15 protein-coding genes are annotated in these 17,085 nt (G+C 72.8%); 12 read left to right on the top strand and 3 right to left on the bottom strand.

The window, feature by feature from the left end; translation table 11 throughout:
- The 4 genes from DEI86_RS05050 (at position 1) to DEI86_RS05035 (ending at position 3,417) form a co-directional block, all read left to right on the top strand.
- The gene (locus DEI86_RS05050) at positions 1–708 is read left to right on the top strand and encodes a nucleotide exchange factor GrpE (protein WP_111009676.1); all 708 of its coding nucleotides are present in this window, start codon (positions 1–3) and stop codon (positions 706–708) included.
- A 104-nt stretch (positions 709–812) separates the two neighbouring features.
- Positions 813–1,811 carry a DnaJ C-terminal domain-containing protein gene (locus tag DEI86_RS05045; protein ID WP_111009675.1) on the top strand — a complete coding sequence of 333 codons (999 nt, stop codon included), beginning with the start codon at positions 813–815 and terminating at the stop codon, positions 1,809–1,811.
- Between the two features lie 4 nt (positions 1,812–1,815).
- A complete protein-coding gene (locus DEI86_RS05040) occupies positions 1,816–2,229 on the top strand; it encodes a heat shock protein transcriptional repressor HspR (protein ID WP_111009674.1) in 414 nt (137 codons plus the stop codon).
- 39 nt (positions 2,230–2,268) lie between these two features.
- Positions 2,269–3,417, top strand: coding sequence for a class I SAM-dependent methyltransferase (locus tag DEI86_RS05035; RefSeq protein ID WP_111012250.1), 1,149 nt, complete (start codon positions 2,269–2,271; stop codon positions 3,415–3,417).
- Positions 3,418–3,495: 78 nt separating this feature from the next.
- Here the strand turns inward: DEI86_RS05035 and DEI86_RS05030 are convergent, their stop codons facing one another.
- The 3 genes from DEI86_RS05030 to DEI86_RS05020 all read right to left on the bottom strand — a co-directional run bounded on the left by DEI86_RS05030 (position 3,496) and on the right by DEI86_RS05020 (position 6,118).
- Positions 3,496–4,482 (bottom strand): hypothetical protein, encoded by a 987-nt coding sequence (locus DEI86_RS05030; RefSeq protein WP_111048963.1) that lies wholly within the window; start codon positions 4,480–4,482, stop codon positions 3,496–3,498.
- Between the two features lie 107 nt (positions 4,483–4,589).
- On the bottom strand, positions 4,590–5,426 hold the full coding sequence (locus DEI86_RS05025; RefSeq protein WP_111009671.1) for an aldo/keto reductase: 837 nt from the start codon (positions 5,424–5,426) through the stop codon (positions 4,590–4,592).
- Positions 5,427–5,692: 266 nt separating this feature from the next.
- Positions 5,693–6,118 carry a pilus assembly protein CpaE gene (locus tag DEI86_RS05020; RefSeq protein ID WP_111012416.1) on the bottom strand — a complete coding sequence of 142 codons (426 nt, stop codon included), beginning with the start codon at positions 6,116–6,118 and terminating at the stop codon, positions 5,693–5,695.
- A gap of 247 nt (positions 6,119–6,365) precedes the next feature.
- On the opposite strand from DEI86_RS05020, the gene DEI86_RS05015 reads away from it, so the two are divergent.
- From DEI86_RS05015 to DEI86_RS04980, 8 genes are all read left to right on the top strand, one after another.
- The gene (locus DEI86_RS05015; protein ID WP_111048962.1) at positions 6,366–9,182 is read left to right on the top strand and encodes a glycoside hydrolase family 2 protein; all 2,817 of its coding nucleotides are present in this window, start codon (positions 6,366–6,368) and stop codon (positions 9,180–9,182) included.
- 147 nt (positions 9,183–9,329) lie between these two features.
- Entirely contained in the window at positions 9,330–9,602 is a 273-nt protein-coding gene (gene tatA / locus DEI86_RS05010) for a twin-arginine translocase TatA/TatE family subunit (protein WP_111009886.1), read from the top strand.
- A 215-nt stretch (positions 9,603–9,817) separates the two neighbouring features.
- The gene (locus DEI86_RS05005; protein ID WP_111009668.1) at positions 9,818–10,669 is read left to right on the top strand and encodes an SDR family oxidoreductase; all 852 of its coding nucleotides are present in this window, start codon (positions 9,818–9,820) and stop codon (positions 10,667–10,669) included.
- Complete coding sequence (locus DEI86_RS05000; protein WP_111049054.1) at positions 10,666–12,159, top strand: MFS transporter; 1,494 nt, start codon at positions 10,666–10,668, stop codon at positions 12,157–12,159. Before DEI86_RS05005 ends, DEI86_RS05000 begins: the two co-directional genes overlap by 4 nt.
- A 73-nt stretch (positions 12,160–12,232) precedes the next feature.
- On the top strand, positions 12,233–14,401 hold the full coding sequence (locus DEI86_RS04995) for an ATP-dependent Clp protease ATP-binding subunit (protein WP_111009667.1): 2,169 nt from the start codon (positions 12,233–12,235) through the stop codon (positions 14,399–14,401).
- Positions 14,402–14,583: 182 nt separating this feature from the next.
- Positions 14,584–15,237, top strand: coding sequence for a response regulator transcription factor (locus tag DEI86_RS04990; protein WP_111009666.1), 654 nt, complete (start codon positions 14,584–14,586; stop codon positions 15,235–15,237).
- A 50-nt stretch (positions 15,238–15,287) separates the two neighbouring features.
- A complete protein-coding gene (locus tag DEI86_RS04985) occupies positions 15,288–16,496 on the top strand; it encodes a HAMP domain-containing sensor histidine kinase (protein WP_111027537.1) in 1,209 nt (402 codons plus the stop codon).
- Positions 16,497–16,543: 47 nt separating this feature from the next.
- Positions 16,544–17,077, top strand: a complete 534-nt coding sequence (locus tag DEI86_RS04980; RefSeq protein ID WP_146244863.1) for a hypothetical protein — start codon at positions 16,544–16,546, stop codon at positions 17,075–17,077.
- The last annotated feature ends 8 nt before the right edge of the window (positions 17,078–17,085 follow it).

Here is a 17,085-nt window from a genome sequence, read left to right as displayed (position 1 = left end):
ATGGCAGACGAGAACCGCAACGAGAACGAACACGAGGAGCCGATCGTCCGCGACAAGCGGCGGATCGACCCCGAGACGGGCGAGCTGCGGTCGGAGTCGGCGGCGGGGGCGGACGACGCCCCCGCCGGCACCCCCGGCCAGACGTCCGAGGACGGCGGCACGGCAGACGTCGACGGCACCGAGGACCTGGTGGACGCCGAGGACGCCGACGTCGAGCTGAGCCCGGAGGACCAGGCACTGCTCGACGACGCGGCCCGCGGCCTCCGCGAGGACACACTCACCGTCGACGAGCGCGACCTGGTCGCCGAGATGCGCGCGGACATGCTCCGGGCACAGGCCGAGCTGGTGAACTTCCGGAAGCGCGTCGAGCGTGACCGCGAGGCCAACCGCGACGCCGTGATCGCCGAGGTCGTGCGCGCGCTGCTCCCGGCACTCGACGACCTCAACCGCGCCGAGGCGCACGGCGACCTCGCCGAGGGCCCGATGCAGGTCATCGCGTCGAAGCTCCGCGGCGGGTTCGACCGCTTCGGCCTCACCCCGATCGGCGAGAAGGGCGAGAAGTTCGACCCGCAGGTCCACGAGGCGATCGTGCAGCTCCCGACGCCGGGCGCGACGGAGCAGACCGTCGCCGACGTCGTCGAGCCGGGCTACAAGCTCGGCGAGCGGGTGCTCCGCGCCGCCAAGGTCGCGGTGTCGGTGCCCGCCTGACGATCGACCCCGGCGAGCGGGAGCCCCTGTGGGCTCCCGCTCGCCCCGGTTCCGGGTGCGACCCGCCCCGGGACCCCGAGACGACATGACGAAGGAGGTGTCGGTTGGCCAGTCAGGACTGGTTCGACAAGGACTTCTACGCGGTCCTCGGCGTCTCCAAGGACGCGTCGGACGCAGACATCAAGAAGACCTACCGCAAGCTCGCGCGGCAGTACCACCCGGATTCGAACCCGGGCAACGCCTCGGCTGAGGCGAAGTTCAAGGAGATCTCCGAGGCCTACTCCGTGCTCTCCGACAAGGAGCAGCGCGCCGAGTACGACCAGATCCGCGCCATGGGCTCCGGTGCGCGCTTCACGGCGGGTGCGCCGGGTGGCGCCGGTGGCTTCGAGGACGTCTTCGGCGGCATGTTCGGTGGGGGCGGCGGCGGTCAGCGCGTCCGCTTCGGCCAGGGCGGCGGCGGTGGCTTCGAGGACATCCTCGGCGGCATGTTCGGCGGGGGCGGTGGCTTCGGCCAGTCCTCCGGCGGCTACCGCGGGTTCGGCGGTCCGACGAAGGGCCGCGACGTCACCGCGTCGACCACGCTCGACTTCACGACCGCCATCGCGGGCGACACGGTCAAGCTGACGCAGGGCTCCGGACGCCCCGTCAACGTCCGCATCCCCGCAGGCGTGGCCGACGGCCAGAAGATCCGGCTCAAGGGTCGGGGCGAGCCGAGCCCCGACGGTGGCGAGGCCGGCGACCTCGTCGTGACCGTGCAGGTCCGCAAGCACCCGGTGTTCGAGCGCGACGGGCTGAACCTCCGCGTCGACGTCCCCGTGACGTTCGTCGAGGCCGCGCTCGGCGCCACCATCGAGGTCCCGACGCTCGGCGGCGGCCCGGTCAAGCTCCGGGTGGCTCCGGGGACCCCGTCCGGACGCGTCCTGCGCGTCAAGGGCCGCGGCGTGACGACGAAGAACGGGACGGGCGACCTGCTCGCGACCGTCCAGGTCGCCGTGCCGTCCCACCTGACCCCGTCGGCACGCGAGGCGGTGGAGGCACTCGCCACGGCCCTCCCGGCCGAGAACCCGCGCGACGACCTGATCGCGCGCGCCCGGGAGTCCTGAGGCCATGGACGAGTACTCGCCGGTCCTCGCGATCGCGATGGCGGCGGAACTGGCGGGGCTCCACCCGCAGACGCTGCGGCAGTACGACCGGCTCGGGCTGGTCGTGCCGCAGCGGACGCGGGGTGGGTCCCGCCGGTACTCCATGCGCGACGTCACGCAGCTGCGCGAGGTCGCCCGGCTCGGCGCCGAGGGCGTCAGCCTCGAGGGCATCCGCCGCGTGATCGACCTCGAGAACGAGAACACCGCGCTCCGCGCCCGGGTCCGCGAGCTCGAGAGCGCACTCGCCGACGAGCTCATCAGCCGTCCCGGCGCTCGGATCTTCGCGGCGACCATGACCGGAGGCGCGGTGCCGCTCCGTGCGGGGTCCCGGCCGGAGCGCAACACGGCCGTCGTGCTCTGGCGTCCCCGGGGAGACTGAGGCCCCGGCGTTCCCAGCGCCGCCCGGTAGCCTCCCACGATGCCCTCGTTCGACTTCGTGGACCACTTCCGGCGTTTCCCGGAGGTCGAGGAGCCCGATCTCATGGCGATCGACGGCACCGACCGGTTCATGCTCGACGAGGCGCCGCTCATCCACGGCGACGCGCTCCGGCACCCCGGCGCCGTCACCGTCGTCGACGACCAGTTCGGGGTGCTCACCCTCGGTGTGATCGCGCTGCACGGCGCGAGCGAGGTCCGCGTCCTGCAGGACTCGCTCGTGGGGGAGCGGGCGCTCGCCGCCAACGCCGGCACGTTCGGCCGGGGCGGCTTCCAGCACCCGCAGAACGACGAGGAGGCCTTCGAGGACGCGCGCCTCGTGCTGTTCCGCCTGCCGAAGTCGCTCGACCGGCTCGACGAGATCGCCCGATCGGTGGCGCGGTTCGCCGCTCCCGACGTCGTGCTCCTGGCCGGGGGCCGGACGAAGTACATGACGCTGTCGCAGAACGACGTCCTCCGCCGCTCGTTCGGTGACGTCACGGCCAGCCGGGGACGCCACCGTTCCCGCCTGCTCGTCGCGACGGACCCGCTCCGGGCCGCGGCGAACCGGGCCTCGATCACGGACCCGTGGCCCCGACGGGTGTTCTCGGACGAACTCGGGTTCACCGTCGCCGCGCACGGCGGGGTGTTCGCGGGCACCGCGCTCGACCAGGGCACGCGGGTGTTGCTCGACGTGGTCGACGAAGCGGTGCCCGGCGCCCGGGACGTGGTCGACCTGGGGTGCGGCAGCGGTGTGATCGCGACCGCGGTCGCGCGCCGTCGGCGTGGGGTGCACGTCGTCGCGACCGACGTCGCCACGTCGGCCGTGACCTCGGCGCGGCTGACGGCGGACCTCGCGGGGGTCGGCGACCGGGTGACGACGGTGCGGTCCGACGCCGGCGACGAGCTCGACGACGAGAGCGCCGACCTCGTGCTGTGCAACCCGCCGTTCCACGACGAGACCGCGGTGACCACGGACGTCGCGGTGGAGATGTTCCGGCACGCGGCCACGGTCCTCCGCCCCGGCGGCGAGCTCTGGGTCGTCTGGAACTCGCACCTGCGCTACCGGCCGATCCTGGAGCGCCTCGTGGGGCCGACCCGGCAGGTCACGCGCACCCCGAAGTTCACGGTGACGGCCTCGACGCGCCGCTGAGCTCGTCGCTGATGCGCATGGGCACGACAACTGCGCATGCGGCCGCATGTCCCGTTGTCGTCCGCGTGCACACCAGCCTCATGCGGCCAGGGGAAGTCCGGCCCGACGGAACACCGCGGCCAACGCTGCCCGCCGGAAGAGCTGCGCCCAGCGGACCCGGACGAAGGAGCGGACCTCCGGCACGGCGCGGACCCAGTCCTCCCGGTACTTCTCGTCGATGACGACCTGCTCGAGGTCGCGGCCGGCGCGCATCGCCCGGTCCCGGTACTTGACCTCACCGTCGAACTCGACGACGACGCCCTGGTCCGGGAACCAGAAGTCCACCCGCGCCAGTGCTCCGTCCGGGGCGTGGAACTCGTGCTGCAGGACCGGCGGCGGGGCGCCGAGCTCGTGGAGCACGACGCGCGTCAAGGACTCGCCCACCGATTCAGAGCGACCGTCGGCGAATGCGAAGGCCCGGCGAGCACGGGCCGCGCCACGAGCACCGGCCCCACTCGCGAGTTCCTCGGCGCGCTGCCGGTCGACGCCGGATCGCACCGCGTGGTCGAGCATCACGACGGCCTCCGGGAACGTCGCCGCGCGAGCGATGTCCGCCGCGACCACGGCGGGGTCGTGCACCGGGACGAGTGCCCCGAGCGCCTCGCGGAGCTCGTGGGCGTCCGCCGTCATGGGGTGCAGCGCGACGGATCGCGCCCGACGGTCGAGTCGGACACGCCCGCGCTCGGCGAGGTCGACCTGCGAGGGCCAGCCATCCAGGGCGGGCCAGCCGTGGAGCGCCGCTGCGGAACGGTGCGCGACGACGCGTCCCTCGCGGATCAGTGGTGCGACGGCGGCGATCCTGGCGATGTGACGAGTCCGGCGGTCCGCGGCCTCCCAGTCGTCCCGACGGACGTAGGCACCCGTCGCGAGCCGGAGCAGGCCCTCCCGCACCGGTGCCCCGCGGGCATCGGACGCAGCACGCTGCCGACTCCGCGCGACGTCGTCGGGCGTGCGGGCGTCGACACGGAGGACCTCGAGCATCAGCAGATGCTGCCCGACGAACGGCCGTGTCCCGACGTTCTCCACAGCCTTCTCGTCGCGATGCTCACGGGAACGACAAGTGCGCATGCGGGCGCATGAGCACTTGTCGTCTGGATGAGCAGCTGCGGGAGCGGAGCCGCGCGCGCCGGGCCTCAGGCGGGCACGTAGTCGAACGTGTCGGGGTCCGGCCCGGTCCGCTGCCCCTTGTCGAGCGACGTGATGTCGGTCATGTCCTCGCCCGAGAGCTCGAAGTCGAACAGGGCGAAGTTCTCCTCGACGCGGGATCGGGTGACCGACTTCGGGAACACGATGTCGCCGCGCTGGATGTGCCAGCGGAGCACGACCTGCGCGGGCGTCTTGTCGAGGGCCGAGGCGATGCGGGTGATCGTCGGGTCGTCGAGCACGAGGCCCTGCGCGATCGGGGACCACGCCTCGGTGGCGATCCCGAGCTCGCTGTCGGCCGCACGCAGCGGGTCCTGCACGAGGTAGGGGTGCACCTCGATCTGGTTCACCGCGGGGGTGACCGTGGTCTCGTCGCGCAGACGGTGCAGGTGGTGCGCCTGGAAGTTCGAGACGCCGATGGAGCGGGACGTCCCCGCGTGGTAGAGCTCCTCGAGCGCCTTCCACGTCGGCACGAAGTCGATCACGGTCGCCAGCGGCCAGTGGATGAGGAACAGGTCCATGTACCCACCGAGCAGCTCGGCCGACTTCTTGCCGTTCTCGAGCGCGGCGTCGGGAGCGTGGAACCCGTTGTTGAGCTTCGAGGTGATGAAGATCTCCTCACGGGGGATCCCCGATGCGGCGACGGCCTCGCCGACCTCCTTCTCGTTGCCGTACATCTCGGCCGTGTCGATGTGGCGGTAGCCGACCTCGAGGGCGGTGAGCACCGCCTCCTTGGTCTGCTCCGCGGGGATCTGGAACACCCCGAAGCCGAGCTGCGGAATGGTGCGGCCGTCGTTCAGGGTGATGTCGGGAACGGTGCTGGTCACGGTGCTCCTTCGTCTGGGTGGTGGTGCCGTGCGGCACCCGTGCCGAGCGGCACCCGTCGAGTCAACACCCCGCTCCGAGCGGACGCTCCGGGAACGTCCGGCTGGGGTCGGCCGGGAGGCCCGGCACCCGTCCGGCTGGCGCGTCCGGCCGGGAGGCCCGGCACCGCCCCGTGAGCGGGTCCGGCCCGGCCCGGAGGCCCGGCAGCAGCCCGCGGCAGGTCCGGTCCGGGAGCCCCGCCTCCCGCCCGGTGATCGGGCCCGGTCCCTCAGATGGCCAGCGAGGCCGTGATGTAGGAGCGCAGCGCCTCGCCGTAGGCCGTCGCGGCGTCCGGTGCGGCGAAGGTCCGCTCGACGTCGTCGATGCGGCAGGTCACGGTGTGCACGACGCCCCGGTCCGCGGTCTCGATGCGCGTGAGCCCCACGAACGCCGGCCCGAGCAGCGTCCGGAGCTGGTCCTCGCGCGGGATCCAGAGTGCGTCGTCGGCCGCCACGGAGTCGAGCGCCCACTCGGTCGTGCCGTTGAAGCCGAGGATCGTGCCGCTCGGGTACTCGTGCTTCTCGATCGTCATCTCGGACACGGTGTAGACGTCGTCGTCGACCCCGGGCTTGTCGATGACGAAGCGGTCCCCGGTCTCGGGGTGCCACCGGAGTCCCGCCTCGCGCAGGGTCCGGGCCAGGTCGACGCTGATCATGGCTCCACCATGCCACGCGGTGGTGGATCCGGACTCGGGTGCCGCCGACCGCCGGTACACGGAGTCTGACGGAGTGTCGTGGACGCAGGGACTAACATTCCGTCGCAGCTCAAGGCGGCGTCCCCGGGAGGTCCGGGGACCGCGCCGCAAGGTGACGACGACCGGAGCGGTGGGGGCCCGACGCGGCCGATGCCGCACCGTGTCCCGACCGCCGGCACCGCAGCGCGGGGCCGAGAGAAGGACCCAGATGACCCTCGAACGCGAGGAACTGCGAACCGACTGGACCGCCATGCTCGCGGAGGACGCCACGAGCGGGGTGCCCATAGGCATCCCGGCCGGGGTCCGCGGCACGGCGATCCCGGCGACGGTGCCGGGGCAGATCCACACGGACCTGGAGCGTGTGGGCCTCGTGCCCGACCCGACGCGCAACCGCGACGAGGAGCTCGTGCGCTGGGTCGGCCAGGCCGACTGGGCGTACCGGCGGCGGATCGACGTCGACCCGCGCGGACACGACCGGGTCGACCTCGTCGCGGACGGTCTCGACACCGTGGCGTCGCTGTCCCTCGACGGCGTGTCGATCGGGTCGACACGGAACATGCACCGGCGCTACCGGTTCGACCTGCGGGACCGGACCGGGGGCACGAACGAACGCACGGACCGCGAGCTCGAGATCCTGTTCGAGTCGCCCTACCGCGAGACCGAGCGCATGGCGGACCGGTTCGGCAGCATGCCCGGCCCCTACGACGAGCCGTTCGCGTACGTGCGGAAGATGGCGTCGAACTTCGGCTGGGACTGGGGCCTGACGTGCGTGACGAGCGGACCCTGGCGGCCGATCGCGATCGAGCGCTGGTCGACCGCCCGGCTGCGCGACGTCCGTCCGCTCGTCGACGTCGAGGCGGGCGAGGGCGTCCTCGACGCGCACATCGCGATCGAACGCTCCGGTCCGACGCCGGCCGGTGCGACGACGGCGGACCGCGACCACGACGGTGAGGACGACGACCTCGTGCTCGTCGTCACGGTGTCCGGGCACGACACGAAGCAGCGGTCGCGGGTGACGGTGACGCCGAAGGAGGACGAGGCCGTCGTGACGGTCCGGATCCCCGACGCACGGCTCTGGTGGCCCCGGGGGTACGGCGAGCAGGCGCTGTACGACGTCGAGGTGCAGGTGCAGACCACCGACGGCGAGGTCCTCGACCGCGACGTGTTCCGGACGGGCTTCCGGTCCCTCCGGGTCGACACCGAGCCCGACGCCACCGGCCGCCCCTTCACCATCGTGGTGAACGGCGTGCCGATCGACGTGCGCGGGGTGAACTGGATCCCCGACGACGTCATCGTGTCCCGGGTCGACCGTGCCCGGTACGCCGCGCGGCTCGCCCAGGCGACGGCGTGCAACGCGAACCTCGTGCGGGTGTGGGGCGGCGGCGTGTACGAGTCGCGGGACTTCTACGAGGAGTGCGACGCCCGGGGCCTGCTCGTTTGGCAGGACTTCCTGTTCGCCTGCTCCGCGTACCCCGAGGGCGAGCCCATGCGCTCCGAGGTCATCGCCGAGGCCCGGGACAACGTGGCGCGCCTGAGCCGGCACCCGAGCCTGGTCGTCTGGAACGGCAACAACGAGAACATCTGGCTCCACGACGACATGGGCTGGGCGGCGGAGCTCGGTGACCGACCGTGGGGCCTCGACTACTACCTGGACCTGCTGCCGACCATCGTCGACGCGGTGGACCCGTCGCGCTTCTACACGGCGGCGAGCCCCTGGTCCGGCGACGAGCGCGTGTACGCGAACGACGTCGACCACGAGACCCACCACTCGTGGCAGGTCTGGAACCAGATCGGCGACGAGCACTACCGCGACAGCGTGCCGCGGTTCGTCAGCGAGTTCGGCTGGCAGGCACCCCCGCAGTGGCGGACGATCCGGGAGGCCGTCGACGACGACCCGATGACCCCGACGTCGCCCGGCGTCGTGCACCACCAGAAGGCCGAGGACGGCATGGGCAAGCTCGCCCGTGGCCTCGCGCCGCGGTTCCCCGTGCCGCAGGGCGACACCGACGACGTGTTCGACCGCTGGCACTACCTGACGCAGCTGCAGCAGACCCGGGCGATCGCGACGGGTGTGGAGCACTGGCGCACCCACTGGCCGCACAACACGGGCGTCGTGGTGTGGCAGCTCAACGACCTGTGGCCGGTCGCGTCGTGGTCGGCCGTCGACGGTGCCGGACGTCCGAAGCCCCTGTTCCACGAGCTGCGCCGCCTGTACGACGACGTGCTCCTGGCGATCGTGCCGATCGAGCCACCCGCGGCGGGGGAGCGGGACCGGCCCCTCGACGGACGGGACCGTGCCGCCGACCCGGGAGGCGCGCACCCCGCGACCCTGTCCCTCCCCGTCCCCGGGGCGGCCGACCCCGCCACCGAGCCGAGCCGTCCGACGGTCGGCAGCGACGAGGAGGCCCTCGGGGACCTCGCGGACACCGCGGTCCTCGACCCCGGGACCGTGCGCGGTCGACGACGCGACCGGGAGGCGGACCGCCGCGTGCCCGTCGAGATCGCGATCCGGTCCTCCCGGCGGGGACTGACGACCACGGTGCGGGTGCGACGGATCGACCTGACCGGACGGATCCTGCAAGAGGTCGTCCTGCCGGTCGAGCTCGCCGGACCGGGCGTGCTGCGGCTCGCGGTGCCCGACCACGTCGGTGTCGTCGACGACCCCGCCGAGGAACTCATCGTGGCGGACATGGACTGGCGCCGGGCGGTGTGGACGCCCCTGCCGGACCAGGAGATGCACTGGCGGCCGGCCGAGTACCGCGTGTGGGTCGAGGACGCCGCGTCGGGGTCGGTGCTCACGGTCGAGGCGCAGGGGCTCGTCCGCGACCTGCTCGTCCAGCCGGACCGGGTGAGTCCGACGGGCCGTGTCGACCGCGGGTTCATGACGCTGCTGCCGGGGGAGCGCGTGCCCTTCCGGCTCGACGGCGTCCGGGCCGACCGGAGCGCCGAGCTCGTGCGGGCGCCCGTGCTGCTCACGCTCGACCGGGTGCTCGCGGACGAGGCCGCGGCCGCCAGTACCCGCTAGCCCGGGCGGCACCGAGCCTGTCCTGAGAGCATCCCGGTGCCACTGGGCTTCCGGGCGAGGCGGCGGTACCATGGAGCATCACGGACTCCCCGGGGTCGCTTCGACGGCGATGCGCTCCCGACGAGTTCCAGACAAGGAGTGGACATCATGTTCCAGGGCCTCACCGGCATCCACCTGATCATCATCCTCGGCATCATCGTGCTGCTGTTCGGTGCGACGAAGCTGCCGGCCCTCGCCAAGGGTCTGGGGCAGTCGATCACCATCTTCAAGAAGGAGATGGAGACCAACCACGACGCTCCGACCACGACGACCACCACGACGGCGGCGCCGCAGGCCGGCACCGTGCAGCCGACCGTGCAGCAGGAGCCGGTCCTCAACCCGGCCCCGTCGGTCCAGCCGCAGTCGGACCACCGCGTCTGAGACACCGCGTCCGGGTCGCCGCGCGCGGCCCGCTGCAAGCCCCGCCGGCACCGCCGGAGGACTCCCAGCCCCGGGACCGAGACCGCCGCAGCCTCTGTGAGGCGCGGCGGTCTCGTCGTTCCCGCCGCAGCCTCTGTGAGGCGCGGCGGTCTCGTCGTTCCCGGGGATAGCGTCGGTGGCGGTGCCCGACGCGTGGGCGCCGAGAGGAGGCCCCCATGGGCAAGGTGTGGTTCATCACGGGCACGTCCCGCGGACTCGGCCGTGAGTTCGCCCTCGCTGCCCTGGGGCGCGGTGACCGGGTCGCGGCGACGGCGCGCGACGCGGCGACGCTCGACGACGTGGTGGCCGCCTACGGCGACGCGGTCCTGCCGCTGACGCTCGACGTCACCGACCGCGCGCAGGTCGACGACGCGGTCCGCCGCGCGCACGAACGATTCGGACGCCTCGACGTGGTGGTCAACAACGCCGGGTACGGCCACTTCGGGTTCGTCGAGGAGCTCACCGACGCCGAGCTCCAGGACCAGCTCGACACGAACCTGTTCGGGGTGCTGCACGTGACGCAGGCGGTGCTCCCGATCCTGCGGGCGCAGGGCTCCGGTCACATCGTGCAGATCTCGACGATCGGCGGCATCGCGGCGTTCCCGATGATCGGGGCGTACCACGCGTCGAAGTGGGCGCTCGAGGGGCTGACCGAGGCCCTCGCCCAGGAGGTGCGCGGCTTCGGCGTCGACGTGACGCTCGTCGAGCCCGGCGGGTTCTCGACGGACTGGGCCGGGTCGAGCGCCCGGCACTCCGCGCCCCTGCCGGCGTACGACGGGCTCCGTGAGCAGGTCCTCGCGGGGCGGGCCGCCGCGAGTGCCGGCCGGGGTGACCCCACGGCGACCGGGGCGGCGCTGCTCCGCATCGTCGACGCCGACGACAAGCCCCTGCGGGTGCTGTTCGGGGAGCAGCCGACGCACCTCGTCAAGACGCTCTACGCCGACCGCCTGCGGACCTGGGTGGAGTGGGAGCCGGTGTCGCTCGCTGCGCAGGGCGGGACGCACGCCGGCGAGCCGGCCGCCGGATGACCGACGGGGCCGACGGATCCGGCGCCTCCGACGGATCCGGCGCGTCCGGCGCGTCCGGCGCGTCCGGCAGCGTCGACGCCGATCGGCCGGGAGGCCCGGCACCCCTCCACCGCGACCGTCGCGTCGTGCTCGTGGTCGCCGTCCTCGCCACGTTCGTCGTCGGCCTCGACAGCAGCGTCGTGAACGTCGCCCTGCCGTCGATCGGCCGGGAGCTCGGCGGCGGGATCGTCGTGCAGCAGTGGACGGTCGACGCCTACCTCGTGACCCTCGGGGCGCTCATCCTGGTCGCGGGCTCGGTGTCCGACCTCGTCGGGCGGGTCCGGGTCGTCACCTGGGGACTCGTCCTGTTCGGGCTCGCGTCGGTCGCGTGTGCGATCGCCCCGACGGGCGGCGTGCTCGTGGGCGCGAGGGCCGTGCAGGGCGTCGGGGGCGCGCTCGTGACGCCGAGTTCGCTCGCGCTCGTCATCGCCGCGTACCGGGGTGCGGCACGGGCCCGGGCGATCGGCACGTGGACGGCGTGGTCGAGCGCGTCGGTCATCGCCGGGCCCGTGATCGGTGGGGTCGTGGTGGACTCGATCGGCTGGCGCTGGGTGTTCGTCCTCACGGCGGCGCCGATCGCGGTGACGATCCCGCTCGTCCGTCGGGTCACCGGGGACGTGCGCGCGACGGACCGGCCCGCGATCGACGTCGTGGGTGCCGGCCTCGCCGTGCTCGGGGTGGGGGCGCTCGTCCTCGGTCTCATCGAGCAGGAGCGCCTCGGGTGGGCGTCGCCGCTCGTGGTCGTCGCACTCGCCGTCGGGGTGGGGGCGCTCGCCGTGTTCGTGCCGTGGGAGCGCCGCGTGGCGGCCCCGTTGCTGCCCCTCGACCTGTTCCGTGCCCGGTCGTTCACGGTCGGGAACCTCACGACGCTCGCGGTCTACGGCGCGCTCGGCCTGTCCGGGTTCACGGTGACGCTGTTCCTGCAGGAGGTCTGGGGGCTCTCCGCCTGGTTGGCGGGCGTGGCGACCCTGCCCCCGACGCTCGTGCTGCTCGGGTTCTCCACGACGGTCGGGCGGTGGTCCGGCCGCACGGGGCCCCGGTGGTTCATGGCGGGCGGTCCGGTGCTCGCGGGGCTCGGCGTCCTGGTCATGCTCGGCGCCGGGGACCGCCCGCGGTACTTCGCGACCGTGTTCCCGGGCATGCTCCTCATGGGTGTCGGGTTGACCCTCATGGTGGCGCCGTTGACGAGTGCCGTGCTCGGGTCCGTCGCGGAGACGCGGGCGGGTGTCGGCTCGGCCGTGAACAACGCGGTCGCACGGATCGCGAGCCTGGTGCTCGTGGCCCTGGCGGGGGTCGTGCTCGGCGCCGACGGCATGAGCGTGGCCGGCTTCCACCGCGCGGTCGTCGTCATGGCCGCGTTGCTCGTGGCGGGCGGCACCGTGTCGGCGATCGGCATCAGGAACCCGCGCCGCGATCGCCCGACGCTGGCGGACGCCGTGCCGTCGGAGTAAACTTGAGTCAACAGGACTCAAGGTGCCGGAACCACCGCACCAGGACATCAGGACCACAGGAAAGGACGCCCCCATGGCCAACCTGCAGGGCGCTCCCGCGTCGCAAGAGCAGCAGAAGACCGCACTCGAGCAGTACGGCGTCGACCTCACGGCGATCGCGCGGAGCGGCAAGCTCGACCCGGTGATCGGACGCGACTCGGAGATCCGCCGGATCTCGCAGGTGCTCACGCGCCGGACCAAGAACAACCCCGTGCTCATCGGCGAGCCCGGCGTCGGCAAGACCGCCGTCGTCGAGGGGCTCGCGCAGCGCATCGTCGCCGGTGACGTCGCCGACAGCCTCAAGGACAAGCGGCTCGTCTCGCTCGACCTCGCCGCGCTCGTCGCCGGGGCCAAGTACCGCGGCGAGTTCGAGGAGCGCCTCAAGGCCGTCCTCAAGGAGATCGACGACTCCGACGGCCAGGTCATCACGTTCATCGACGAACTCCACACGCTCATGGGCGCCGGCGGGGGTGAGGGCTCCGTCGCCGCCGCGAACATGCTCAAGCCGATGCTCGCCCGCGGTGAGCTCCGCCTGATCGGGGCGACCACGCTCGATGAGTACCGCGAGTACATCGAGAAGGACGCCGCGCTCGAACGCCGGTTCCAGCAGGTGTACGTCGGTGAGCCGAGCGTCGAGGACACCGTCGCGATCCTCCGCGGGCTCAAGGAGCGCTACGAGGCGCACCACAAGGTCACGATCGCCGACTCCGCCCTCGTCGCCGCCGCGGCCCTGAGCGACCGCTACATCACCGGTCGGCAGCTGCCCGACAAGGCCATCGACCTCATCGACGAGGCCGCGTCGCGCCTCCGGATGGAGATCGACTCGAGCCCCGTCGAGATCGACGAGCTGAAGCGGAGCGTCGACCGCCTCATGCTCGAGGAGTTCGCGCTCAAGAAGGAGAAGGACGACGCCTCGAAGGACCGCCTCGAGAAGCTCCGCGCCGACCTCGTGGAGCGGCAGGAGCGCTTGACGGAGCTGCAGCAGCGCTGGGAGCTCGAGCGGGCCTCCCTGAACCGCGTCGGCGAACTGAAGACCCGGCTCGACGACCTCCGCATGCAGGCCGAGCGCGCCCAGCGCGAAGGCAACCTGGAGCGGGCCTCCCGGCTGCTCTACGGCGAGATCCCGGTGATCGAGCGGGAACTCGCGGAGGCCGAGCGCAACGAGCCGGCCGGTCCGCAGATGGTGAACGACCGCGTCACCGACGAGGACATCGCCGCCGTCATCGCCGCGTGGACCGGCATCCCCATGGGGCGGCTGCTCCAGGGCGAGACCGAGAAGCTCCTGCACCTCGAGACCGAACTCGGCAAGCGGATCATCGGTCAGCGCGAGGCCGTCACGGCCGTGTCCGAGGCCGTCCGGCGTTCCCGGGCGGGCATCTCCGACCCCGACCGCCCGACCGGGTCGTTCCTGTTCCTCGGCCCGACCGGCGTCGGCAAGACGGAGCTCGCGAAGGCGCTCGCCGACTTCCTGTTCGACGACGAGAAGGCCCTCGTCCGCATCGACATGAGCGAGTACGGCGAGAAGCACTCGGTCGCGCGACTCATCGGCGCCCCGCCCGGGTACGTCGGGTACGAGGCCGGCGGCCAGCTCACCGAGGCCGTCCGTCGCCGCCCGTACTCCGTGATCCTGCTCGACGAGGTCGAGAAGGCGCACGCCGAGGTCTTCGACGTCCTGCTCCAGGTGCTCGACGACGGCCGTCTGACCGATGGTCAGGGCCGCACGGTGGACTTCCGGAACACGATCCTCGTGCTCACGTCGAACCTCGGGTCGCAGTTCCTGACCGACCCGTCGCTCGGTGCTGCGGAGCGCGAGGAGTCCGTCCGCGCCATGGTGCAGCAGGCGTTCCGGCCGGAGTTCGTCAACCGCCTCGACGACATCGTCGTGTTCCAGGCGCTGACGACCGACGACCTCGGTCAGATCGTGTCGCTCTCCGTCGACCGGCTCGCGACGCGGCTCACGGACCGTCGGCTCGAGCTCGCGGTCACGCCCTCGGCCCGGACCTGGCTGGCGGAGCGCGGGTACGACCCGGTGTACGGCGCGCGGCCGCTGCGTCGCCTCATGCAGCGGCAGATCGACGACCAGCTCGCCCGGGCACTGCTGGCGGGCGACGTCCGCGACGGCGACACCGTCCGCGTCGACGTCGCCGACGACGGGGAGTCGCTGACGGTCGAGCCGTTCGTGGTGCCGGAGTTCGTCGAGTAGCGCTCGGCGGGACGGACGGGAGGCGCGGGGTGCGGAGGACGCACGCCGCGCCTCCCGTCCGTGGTGCGGGTGACCGACGCCGTGCCTCCGGGCGATCCGGCGGGTGAGACATCGCGTGGGCAGCGCCATGTCGTGTACACGGAAGGTGCGGATCACGGACCCGGGGCCCTACCCTCCACGGGATGCGGGTGCTGGTGGTGGATGACGAGCAGTCCCTCGCCGAGTTGATCGCCCGTGGGTTGGAACGGCAGGGGATGACCGTCGACGTGGTGTTCCGCGGCGACGAGGCGGACGAACTCCTGGCGGTGAACGACTACGACGTCGTCGTCCTGGACCGTGACCTGCCCGGGCTCCACGGCGACGAGGTCGCTCGTCGCTGCACCGCCCGTGGTGGGTGCACGCGGGTGCTCATGCTGACCGCCGCGACGACCCTGGCGGACCGCGTGGCCGGGCTCGAGCTCGGCGCCGACGACTACCTGCCCAAGCCCTTCGAGTACCCGGAGCTCGTCGCGCGGGTGCGGGCACTCGGCCGCCGGAGCGCCCCCGCTGCCCCGCCGGTGCTCGGGCACGACGGGATCGTGCTCGACACGAACCGGCTCATGGCCACCCGCGACGGACGCCCGCTCGACCTGACGCCCAAGGAGTTCGGGCTGCTCGAGGTCCTCCTCCGGGCCGACGGCCGGTTGGTGAGCGCGGAGGAGCTGCTCGAGAAGGTGTGGGACGTCAACGTCGACCCGTTCACGTCCGCCGTGCGCGTGACGATGTCGAAGCTCCGCCGCAAGCTCGGTGAGCCCGATCCGATCAGGACGGTGCCGGGCAAGGGGTACGCGCTGTGACGACCGGGTCGGGGCGCGCCGACGGGTCGCGCCCCGGTCGAGGACCGCGGATGCGGTGGAGCATCCACACGCGCACCGCGGTGGCGTTCGGCGGCCTGTCGATGGTGCTCGCCGCGGCGGTCCTGGTGTTCGTGAACCTCATGACGCAGCGCGGGATCGTGACGGTGCTCGAACTCGACGACGGCGGAGCGTGTCCCCGTGCCGACGTCGCGGGGTGCGGCACGAGCGCGAGCCCGGTGTGGACGGTCCCCGAGGCGACCGCGTCGGCGCGCGCGGCGCTGCCGGGTGCGCCCCCTCCGGAGGGGCACACCGGCCCGAGCGGGTCCGTCGCCGGGGTCGCCCGTGTCGGGCAGCTGGTGGCGTCGCAGCAGTGGCTGTGGTCGGCGGTCGGCATCGGGACGGCCGGCCTGGTCGCCGCCGGTGCCGGCTGGCTGGTCGCCCGGGCCGTGCTCCGTCCGATCGGTGTGATCCGCGCGACCGCGGAGCGGATCTCGGCGACGACCCTGCACGAACGCATCGACCTCGGCGGCCCCGACGACGAGGTCCGACGGCTCGCGGACACGATCGACGCGTTGTTCGGACGGCTCGAGCAGGCGTTCGAGGGGCAACGCCGCTTCGTCGCCCAGGCCTCCCACGAGCTGCGGACGCCGCTCGCCCTGCAACGGGCCGCGATCCAGATCGGGCTCGAGGACGACGCCGACCCCGACACGATCCGCGCCGTCCGCCAGGAGCTCCTCGACGCGAACCGGCGGAACGAACAGTTGGTCGAGGGCCTGCTCGACCTGGCGGAGGCGGAACGGGGTGTCACCGGTCGGGCCCAGGAGGTCGACCTCGCGGACGTCGTCGAGGGCGCCGCGGCCGCGTCCCGGACTCGTGCGCGGTCCGCGGGCCTGGACCTCCACGTCCAGCCGGGCGACGGCCTCCGGGTGGCGGGCGATCCGGTGCTCGTCCGGCACCTCGTCGAGAACCTCGTCGACAACGCGCTCGAGTACAACCGACCGGACGGGTTCGTGCGCATCGAGGTGACCCACGACGGGCTCGTCGTCGAGAACAGCGGGCCACTCGTGTCACCGGAGACCGCCCGCACCCTGACCGAGCCGTTCACGCGCGCGGAGCAGCAACACCCGGGCCGTCGACACAGCGGCATCGGGTTGTCGGTCGTCGACGCCGTCGTGCGGGCGCACGGGTGGCGCCTGGCGATCACGCCCCGGTCGGCGGGCGGCCTGGTGGTCCGCGTCCACGGTGTTTCGCCCGTGTGACCGTCGACCGGACGCCCGCGAAACGGCCCGCCCGCTGGACTGTCCGCATGGAACGAACCAGTGACACCGACCGGCCGCGGAGGAGGCCCCGTGCGGCGCTCCTCCTGTCCTCCACGATGGCGCTCGCGGTGAGCGTCGTCCTGTCCGGGTGCTCCGACGCGCCCGGATCCTCGTCCTCGCGCGGGGGCTCCAGCTCCGTCGGCGCCGCCGCGTGGGGCTCCTGCATGCGGGACGCGGGGTTCGACATCGAGGACCCGTCCGAGGCGGAGTGGTCCTCCGGAGTCGTCCGTGCTCCGTCCGGCGCGGACGGTGACGCGTTCCAACGCGCCTCCGCGAGCTGCCGGGGGGACGACGCGCCCAGGGCCTCCGACGAGCAGAAGGCCATCTGGGACCAGGAGCTCCGCGACTTCTCGGCGTGCATGCGGGAGCACGGCCTCGACGACTTCCCGGAGCCGGAGCCGGAATCGGGGCTCGACTACGGCAAGTACGCCGAGGAACCGCTGCGCGACTCACCGACCGTCACGCAGGCCGACGAGGAGTGCAGCGATCGGTACCTCGCCGACTGGGGGACGACCGGATGACCCGGGAG

Source organism: Curtobacterium sp. MCBD17_028, assembly GCF_003234875.1.
Lineage (GTDB): Bacteria > Actinomycetota > Actinomycetes > Actinomycetales > Microbacteriaceae > Curtobacterium.
This window is presented reverse-complemented; position numbering and strand designations above follow the sequence as displayed.

Coding starts and splice junctions, on each gene's coding strand:
- DEI86_RS04985 (WP_111027537.1), top strand. CDS start 15,288: ATGCGGTGGAGCATCCACACGCGCACCGCGGTGGCGTTCGGCGGCCTG.
- tatA (WP_111009886.1), top strand. CDS start 9,330: ATGTTCCAGGGCCTCACCGGCATCCACCTGATCATCATCCTCGGCATC.
- DEI86_RS05035 (WP_111012250.1), top strand. CDS start 2,269: ATGCCCTCGTTCGACTTCGTGGACCACTTCCGGCGTTTCCCGGAGGTC.
- DEI86_RS05015 (WP_111048962.1), top strand. CDS start 6,366: ATGACCCTCGAACGCGAGGAACTGCGAACCGACTGGACCGCCATGCTC.
- DEI86_RS05040 (WP_111009674.1), top strand. CDS start 1,816: ATGGACGAGTACTCGCCGGTCCTCGCGATCGCGATGGCGGCGGAACTG.
- DEI86_RS05000 (WP_111049054.1), top strand. CDS start 10,666: ATGACCGACGGGGCCGACGGATCCGGCGCCTCCGACGGATCCGGCGCG.
- DEI86_RS05050 (WP_111009676.1), top strand. CDS start 1: ATGGCAGACGAGAACCGCAACGAGAACGAACACGAGGAGCCGATCGTC.
- DEI86_RS04995 (WP_111009667.1), top strand. CDS start 12,233: ATGGCCAACCTGCAGGGCGCTCCCGCGTCGCAAGAGCAGCAGAAGACC.
- DEI86_RS04990 (WP_111009666.1), top strand. CDS start 14,584: ATGCGGGTGCTGGTGGTGGATGACGAGCAGTCCCTCGCCGAGTTGATC.
- DEI86_RS04980 (WP_146244863.1), top strand. CDS start 16,544: ATGGAACGAACCAGTGACACCGACCGGCCGCGGAGGAGGCCCCGTGCG.
- DEI86_RS05020 (WP_111012416.1), bottom strand. CDS start 6,118: ATGATCAGCGTCGACCTGGCCCGGACCCTGCGCGAGGCGGGACTCCGG.
- DEI86_RS05005 (WP_111009668.1), top strand. CDS start 9,818: ATGGGCAAGGTGTGGTTCATCACGGGCACGTCCCGCGGACTCGGCCGT.